General features: G+C 32.8%; 4 protein-coding genes. All 4 read right to left on the minus strand.

Going from position 1 to position 7,055, the window contains the following annotated elements; translation table 11 throughout:
• Window position 1: 1 nt before the first annotated feature.
• Window positions 2-2,974 (minus strand): lantibiotic dehydratase, encoded by a 2,973-nt coding sequence (locus C7D53_RS18580; RefSeq protein WP_106917887.1) that lies wholly within the window; start codon window positions 2,972-2,974, stop codon window positions 2-4.
• Between the two features lie 128 nt (window positions 2,975-3,102).
• On the minus strand, window positions 3,103-3,942 hold the full coding sequence (locus tag C7D53_RS18585) for a retropepsin-like aspartic protease (protein ID WP_106917888.1): 840 nt from the start codon (window positions 3,940-3,942) through the stop codon (window positions 3,103-3,105).
• Between the two features lie 23 nt (window positions 3,943-3,965).
• Window positions 3,966-5,636 carry an ABC transporter ATP-binding protein gene (locus C7D53_RS18590; protein ID WP_106917889.1) on the minus strand — a complete coding sequence of 557 codons (1,671 nt, stop codon included), beginning with the start codon at window positions 5,634-5,636 and terminating at the stop codon, window positions 3,966-3,968.
• Window positions 5,637-5,685: 49 nt separating this feature from the next.
• Window positions 5,686-6,738: a SagB/ThcOx family dehydrogenase gene (locus C7D53_RS18595; protein WP_106917890.1), complete on the minus strand. Its 1,053-nt coding sequence runs from the start codon at window positions 6,736-6,738 to the stop codon at window positions 5,686-5,688.
• Window positions 6,739-7,055: the final 317 nt, after the last annotated feature.

The raw sequence follows: 7,055 nt of genomic DNA on the forward strand, positions 1-7,055 counted from the left end.
CTTACCTTGATTGGCTTAAAATTCTATTATAATATTTTGTGGTAAATGAATAAACCATTAATTCCATTGCTCGCTGCTCCGAAGAAAACCATCGGTTTATGCTCATATGTATATAGCTGGAAACATTTTCCTTACATAGCTTTAAATGGATTAAATCCTTATTCCGTCTGTTAAAATCTTTCTCATATTCATGATTTTCAAAAAAGGAATAGAGATCATCCTTTAGAAGCCTGTATTGTGAATTGATATGAGATTTTAGCTCCGAAGAAAACTCCTGCAAAAATACATTTTCCATCGATTTACAAAAATCTAATTTTTCCTGTAAAGATAAACCGAATAAAGACAGCCAGTATTCTACATTTTTTACTGCCGAAAAAAGTCTTACTTCTTCGCTTTCCATAAAGTTTTCATGATCCATTAAATGTAAGATTAAGAGACTGTCATAATAAAATGCCACTTCGGTTTTGGCCATTAATTCCGAATGATACCTTTCAATTTCCCTATGATAAGAATCAATCTGAAGATTCCAGACTGTTTCTTCCTGAAAATAAGGATCCAGAATTTCATAAAACCTTTGAAGGACCTCTGCATATAATTCTTTTTGGGCCAGATTTATTCTAAGCCTAATGTGATGATGAGGATCTGTATATCGTATGAAAAAGAATGATTTTGCTGCTTTACTTTCAATGAGTTCATACAGTAAAGGTTTTGCTATGGAGAGTAAATGATCTGAAATGTTAGAGTTGCAGTATATTTTCAGATACAGCCACTCACTTCCGGGAGCAAAACTTCTTTGTATAGAAACAGGTAATGTTTTTAACAAGGAAAGTGGCTCAAAGTTTTTATTGATTAAAGGAAGGATAATCTGCTGGCTATAGTTTCTGCTTTCATTGACGTGCTGCAGCCATTCTGACAGTTGGAGAGTTTTATTATTTTTTAGTTCATCAATGAGCAAAAGCAGGTATGAATCGTTTGTTGTATCTAAAAAAAGTTCATTATCCCCCTGTACCAAAACAACATGTTTTGCAACGTTCCATTTTTGTATAAATATCTTTAATTCTGATAATGGTTGTTTTGCTCTTCTTATAGCGTCCATATCATTCTCCTGAAGAAACCAGCAGGCTCTGTGGAGTATGATATTACGGTAGGCAATTCTTGGGAAAAATCTTTTTTTCATTCCAGAATAATTGACTCTAATATTTAAATTATCCTGATTCTGATATTGTATGGCACATAGAAATTTATAAAAGGAACTTTCACTTTTATGAAAATTGTGGGCATTGGAAAGACGGGGAACAATTCTTTTGTTTAGTTTTTCTGATCTTAATATGATTTCTCCTTTTTCTATAGAAACAAGGATATCTTTTAGCAAAATAGGTTTGTTATGATCATTGCTATTAGCGAAAATAGGAATTTCATATTCTGATAAGCGAGGTCTTCTTGCAATATTGGCAGCTCTTTTTTCAGGGATATAGATAACCTCAGCAAAGATTATTTCTGGTTCCTGTTCCTGTTCTGTCCTTTGGATTTCATTGCATAATTCTTCAATCTTTTCATCTATCAAGGCAAACCTCCCTAAAATTGAGCCTGCACCGGCTGTTCCTATATTTTGGAGAAAAAAATTCTCTTGAAAAGGAGATCCTATGATAAAGGAGTTTTGTATTTTGATGGGAAGTTCTTCTGCTGTTTTCAGATCAAAATCCTCTAAACGAATTATTCCTTCTTTTGTTTTTTCAATTAAATCAAGAAGAAAGTCCAGGTTGGATGATTCTTTATTTTTTTCTTTTTTTTCCTTGGCCAGTCCTTGAAGTAAATTGCTGGTCTGCATATTTCCAATCTGATAGTTGGAGGGAAATCCAATTCCAAATTCTGAATCCAGTACTTCTGTAAGGGGGACTTCTCGGGATTCATATTTTTCCCTAAAATTTTTTTTAAAAGAATCCAATTCGCTTGATAAAGTCTGCTTGCTTCTAAACTTATCCAAAATAGAAAGTGAAGTATTGATGTTTCTCAGTGTTTTGTCATCAATGTTAAAATCAGTTTCAGGAGAATGTTTGAGATCAACGTGAAAAAAGTGTTTTTTATTGATGTCTAATGAGGATGCTAAACTTTTAAGCTCATGAATTTGTTTAGTGGGCAGATAGCTCAGGTCAGTTGTTTCTAAAATATGGATACATTCTTCTACTTTAGATACAATATTCAAGTAAATTCCTGCAGAAGAGATATTGTCATTGAGTAGTCTTTGTAAAATACTCTTCAGGGCCGTTAAATTATTTACAGTCAGTCCTGGCTGTAATTCGCTTACTAATAGTTTTATATTAATTAGCTCGTTCAGGAAATCAGAAATTTCTTCTTCATCAAAGTCCGGAAATAGGGTGACTATTTCTTCGTATGTTTTAAAATCTACAAGCTCAGATATTAGTTCTAAAGGATCGTTAATTTCTAGGGAAGCTAACTGAAACTTTTCTTCACCATCAGTTTTTATAGGTTCCTGATATCTAAATTGTCCGGGAATTTTTGCGATGGTATTATTAACCTTATATCTTAAATTTTTTTTAAGTTCCTCGTTGTTTTCAATATGATCTATAAGCTCAGAAAGAAAATCCATATCTATTCTGGCTTTACGCAGAAGTTTTTCAGGCGATGGGGGATTTGTGTTGTTGATATGGTTCAAAGCCACTCCTGCCATTGTTCCGTAAGGGGTACATCTTGTGCTGGCACGGATAACATATTTTTTTAGAGTGTGAAGTAGTTTGGTAACTTTATCTTCTTTGAGTGTTTTTTCCCGGTAATGTATAATGGTTTCATATAAATCCGGAGAGCTCCAATATATGGATGTCACAAAAGCATCGTCATAAATTAGGTCTGCAACAACATCATTTATATTTTTTGTCTCATTATTATTAAACAATATGTCATAAGAAAACAGAGGCTTTCTTATGACATATTTATTGTAGGTTTCATATTTATACATAAGGTGTCAGAAATTCTTTTTCGATGATAATTAGAATTCTAACAAAAATATTATATAATCCTTAAACCTGAAACTTCTTGTGAATTTTAAATTATGGTTGAAGTGAAATGGTGCTGAAATGGTTAAAATTACTCAAGAATATATATTTTTTTGTTTTTTACACTGATAATTATTTTATTTCCTAACCAGTTGATGCTTGTTTTACCCTCATAGATTAAATTTTCCACAAACATTACATTTTGATTTTTCAGGGTAACAAATTCATTGGAAATCTGTGTAATACTTCCTTTATAGATCTTTGTTTTTACAGATTTATTGAATTCGCTTTCTTTCTCAATAAGCTGCATGGTTTTAGGATCCAGGGAAAGAGTGGAAATTAATTTATCACTGAACCAGAAAGAGTTACTTCCTGCTCCGGAATCCAGCAATACTTTTATTTTGTACTTGTTATTTAGGGTTATATAGGTAAAGATATCTACAGTATCATCCTGTTGTGTAGATAGAAAGATGTCTATTGATTTTGAGTAAGACTTTGGGGCTGCATCTGAAAAGCTTATTTCCTGATTTTTATAATCGATTACGATATCTTGGTTTTCAAACATTTTTAGGGAGAGTAATCCGTCAATTCCCGGAACTTTCATTTCCGCTGTTGAGAAAGGGATGCTTTTAAAGCTTTTTCCTCCGAATGTTATTTCTTTATTTTTGAAAAGAGGAATGTCCAGGCGCTCACCGGTAGCTCTGAAGCCTGTGAAAAAATTATAAGAAGATGGTTTTTGGGGTAGCTTTGATACAAAATCATTAAAGAAGAGATTGATTCCTGCCCCGGTATCCAATATAAAGTTTCCTTCTACTCCTTCTATTTTAGCTGGGACGATCATATGTCCTGAGGGAAGTGTTTTAAAAGGTATCTTTTGAGAAGAAACTTGAATAGCAAGTGATAATAGAAGTGCAAAGAGTACTTTTTTCATAATCTTATAATTTAATTTTAGGTTTATATTGCTTCTGATAGGATGGTTTGTTGTTCAATATTTCCTTTGTCTAATTTAAAAATATAATCTGCGAATCCCAATGTTTCAATTCTGTGGGATACTATGATAATGATAGACTCAGGGAAGAGGTGACGAATGGTTTTTATAATTTCGTTCTCTAGTTTAGCATCCAGTGAGGCTGTAGACTCATCAAATATAAATACCGATGGAGATCTGTTAATTGCTCTTGCAATGGATAATCGTTGCTTTTGTCCGTCTGAAAAAGTTCCTCCGCCAAAGGATATGAGGCTGTCTAATCCTTTTTCAAGTTTCTTTACAGCATCTTCTAGCTGAACGTACTTTATAATTTCATCAATCTCAAACTTGCTTTCAGACGTCCCATAATTGATATTATTTCGAATGGTGTCATGAAATAGCTGATTTTCCTTTTCTATTAAACAATATTCATTCTGCCAGTATTTGTTGTTCTTTATATTTTCGTTATTAATAAGGATTTGCCCCCTCATTGGTTCTGAAAAACCACATAGAAGATTAATGATGGAAGATTTTCCGCTCCCGCTTTTCCCGCTTAGAATATATGTTTTTCCATGATCGAAAGTTAAGTTGATCTCTTTTAAAATATCTGTTCCTCCGTGATTTACTGAAATGTCTTGAAATGTAATTTCATTAATACTTTGTCTCTCAGATTCAACTATTTCTTCAACATAAGGTTTTTTATGGTCAAAATATTCTGCAACTCTTTTCATGGAAATAAGAGATTTGGAAAACTGGTTGTGTGTAGTTACAATTTCCACAGTAGGAGTAAAAAGCCTATTGAGATATTGTATGAAAGCAATAAGAGCGCCTACACTCATTGTATTCTGAAAAACCTGATATCCTCCATAGGATAAAACTAAAACCGGAGCCAGAGACATGAGTAGGGAAGAGACACTGGTATTAAGACCGCTTACAAGCGTACCTTTAGAATGTTTCCCCACCAAATCACTATGCTGTTTTTTGATATTTCTGATCTCAAACAGATTGGTTCCATAGCTTTTAATAACCCTGATGTTTTTTATTCTCTCAACCAGATAGTTGTTGAGATGTCCCTCCATATGTTGTATACCTTTGAAATTCTTTTTTATATGTGGGGAGAAAGCTTTGATTACTAGAATAACGGCAGGAAGGAAGATCAGACTTAATATGGCCAATTTATAGTCCAGAATAAAAAGCATAACAACCACTCCAATCAAAATAATGATATTTTTTATGGACCTGATTAATAATGATGATATTGTCAGCTGTATATTGTCAACATCATTCATTAGTGTAAATACCAATTCGCCAACCTTTGAGTTCTTAAAAAAAGATACATCTTTATTTAAAATATTTGCAAAAGCCTCTTCGCGGATGTCAGAAGATATTTTCTTACTGACTGTTGTAGACATTATATCAGAAATTAATGAGAAAATAATCTGAAGAATGTATATTCCTACCAATATCATTAACAATACGACCAGGTCATGGAATTGTCCTTTTGGGAATACATCATCAATGATGATTTTCAGCATATAAGGTGTTACCAGTGCGCCTGTACTTGAAAGAATCATCAGAACAAAAAGAACGATTTCTTCCTTAATATAGGGGTTGATATACTTTAAAAACCTTTTTAGTAGTTCTTTTTGTGAATTCATATCAATTTATATTTTGATTAATAAATTTTCACATGACGCTACCGGAATTTTAATTGGAACTATACTCATCTACTTTTTTTCTCATGATAGAGTGCATAGATAAATAATCTCCTTTTCCGTAAGCTGTGAAAAAAACAGGTATTTTTTTGATTCCGTCCATTTTACAGAATTTTTCTATAGCAGAATCTTTGAATGCTCCTGTAATCCAAGTTTGTAATGATTGGGAAACAGCAACTAGTTGTGAGGTTTGAGAGAAATGACCGGCTTCTAAAAACACAACCTTAAAGTTTCTAGGAGTTTTATATTTCCACGCCAAAATTTCAAGATTGGCAGCGAAGAATATTCCAAATGAACATTTGCCACCAAAAAACTGACCCGCTAAACATTCTCTCAAATCCTGATAAGAAAATTCATCCGTTACTTTGCATAATGAATGCGTCTCAGGCTCGTACCAGTAAACTCCTTTTTCAATTCCTTCAACATTGAATATGGTAACATAAGGCTCGATAATTTGTAGACTACCTCCTGAAGGACTGCTTCTTCTTCTGAAAGGTCTGTATTCTTCCTCTTCACCATGAATATAACCAAAGGTATAGAAAAGCATATTGCTTAATTGCTCAAGACTAACCTCCGTATCCTCAAATTCTCTGATTGTTTTTCTCTTTTTCAAAGTATCATATAGATCAGATACTATTGGAGTAGGCTGCGGTAAAGTGTATACTGTTTCAAAATCCTCTATCTGACCTCTTCTTGGAAACTCCTGCTCCTTTACTCTATTACAGATGTCAAGATATTGGTTAGCCCATTCTTCTTCTGTAGAGTCTGACATGGTAAGGGATGTATCCTTGGTAATATGGTTGAACATGTGAGCATAATAATGCAAATAAGGCTCCTCCAGGTTGTTTTTTTCAGTAAAGACATCTGCAGTAATAAAATCATCAATGATTTTACTTTCTGATGTAGGATGTTCGTCAGAATGAGAATAATCAATTAATTTTTTAAGATATTCTTTTCTTACATTGTACTCTTTTTTGTTTTTATAATTAAATAAAATAGGTTCGTTGTTTTTAAAGTATACGAAGAAGTTGTGTGAAATATTCATGTTATAAGATTTTATTAAAGAAAGAGTGATTAATCATGAGTGAACAATCACTCTTTCTGGTTATTATTTATTGTTGAGGATAATCCGGAAGATGTGTACACATCACGTTTATATCGAAGAAATCGTGATCAATAGGATGTTCTATTATTGTCATTGTGATAAGTTTTTATGGTTAATAATTGTTTTATAGTCTTTGTTTTTTTTCTCGTTGCTGAATTATCTACAGATAACATTCACATCAAAGAAATCGTTGTCGATTGGCTTGTCCACTTGGTTCATCGTGATCTATTTTTAGGGTTAATACTTGTTTTAATTGG

Source organism: Chryseobacterium aurantiacum (assembly GCF_003020585.1).
In the GTDB taxonomy this organism is placed as follows: domain Bacteria; phylum Bacteroidota; class Bacteroidia; order Flavobacteriales; family Weeksellaceae; genus Chryseobacterium; species Chryseobacterium aurantiacum.

What these genes read in the sequence shown, in the direction of transcription:
- C7D53_RS18595 (WP_106917890.1), bottom strand. Translation starts at nt 6,738, where the DNA reads ATGAATATTTCACACAACTTCTTCGTATACTTTAAAAACAACGAACCT.
- C7D53_RS18585 (WP_106917888.1), bottom strand. Translation starts at nt 3,942, where the DNA reads ATGAAAAAAGTACTCTTTGCACTTCTATTATCACTTGCTATTCAAGTT.
- C7D53_RS18590 (WP_106917889.1), bottom strand. Translation starts at nt 5,636, where the DNA reads ATGAATTCACAAAAAGAACTACTAAAAAGGTTTTTAAAGTATATCAAC.
- C7D53_RS18580 (WP_106917887.1), bottom strand. Translation starts at nt 2,974, where the DNA reads ATGTATAAATATGAAACCTACAATAAATATGTCATAAGAAAGCCTCTG.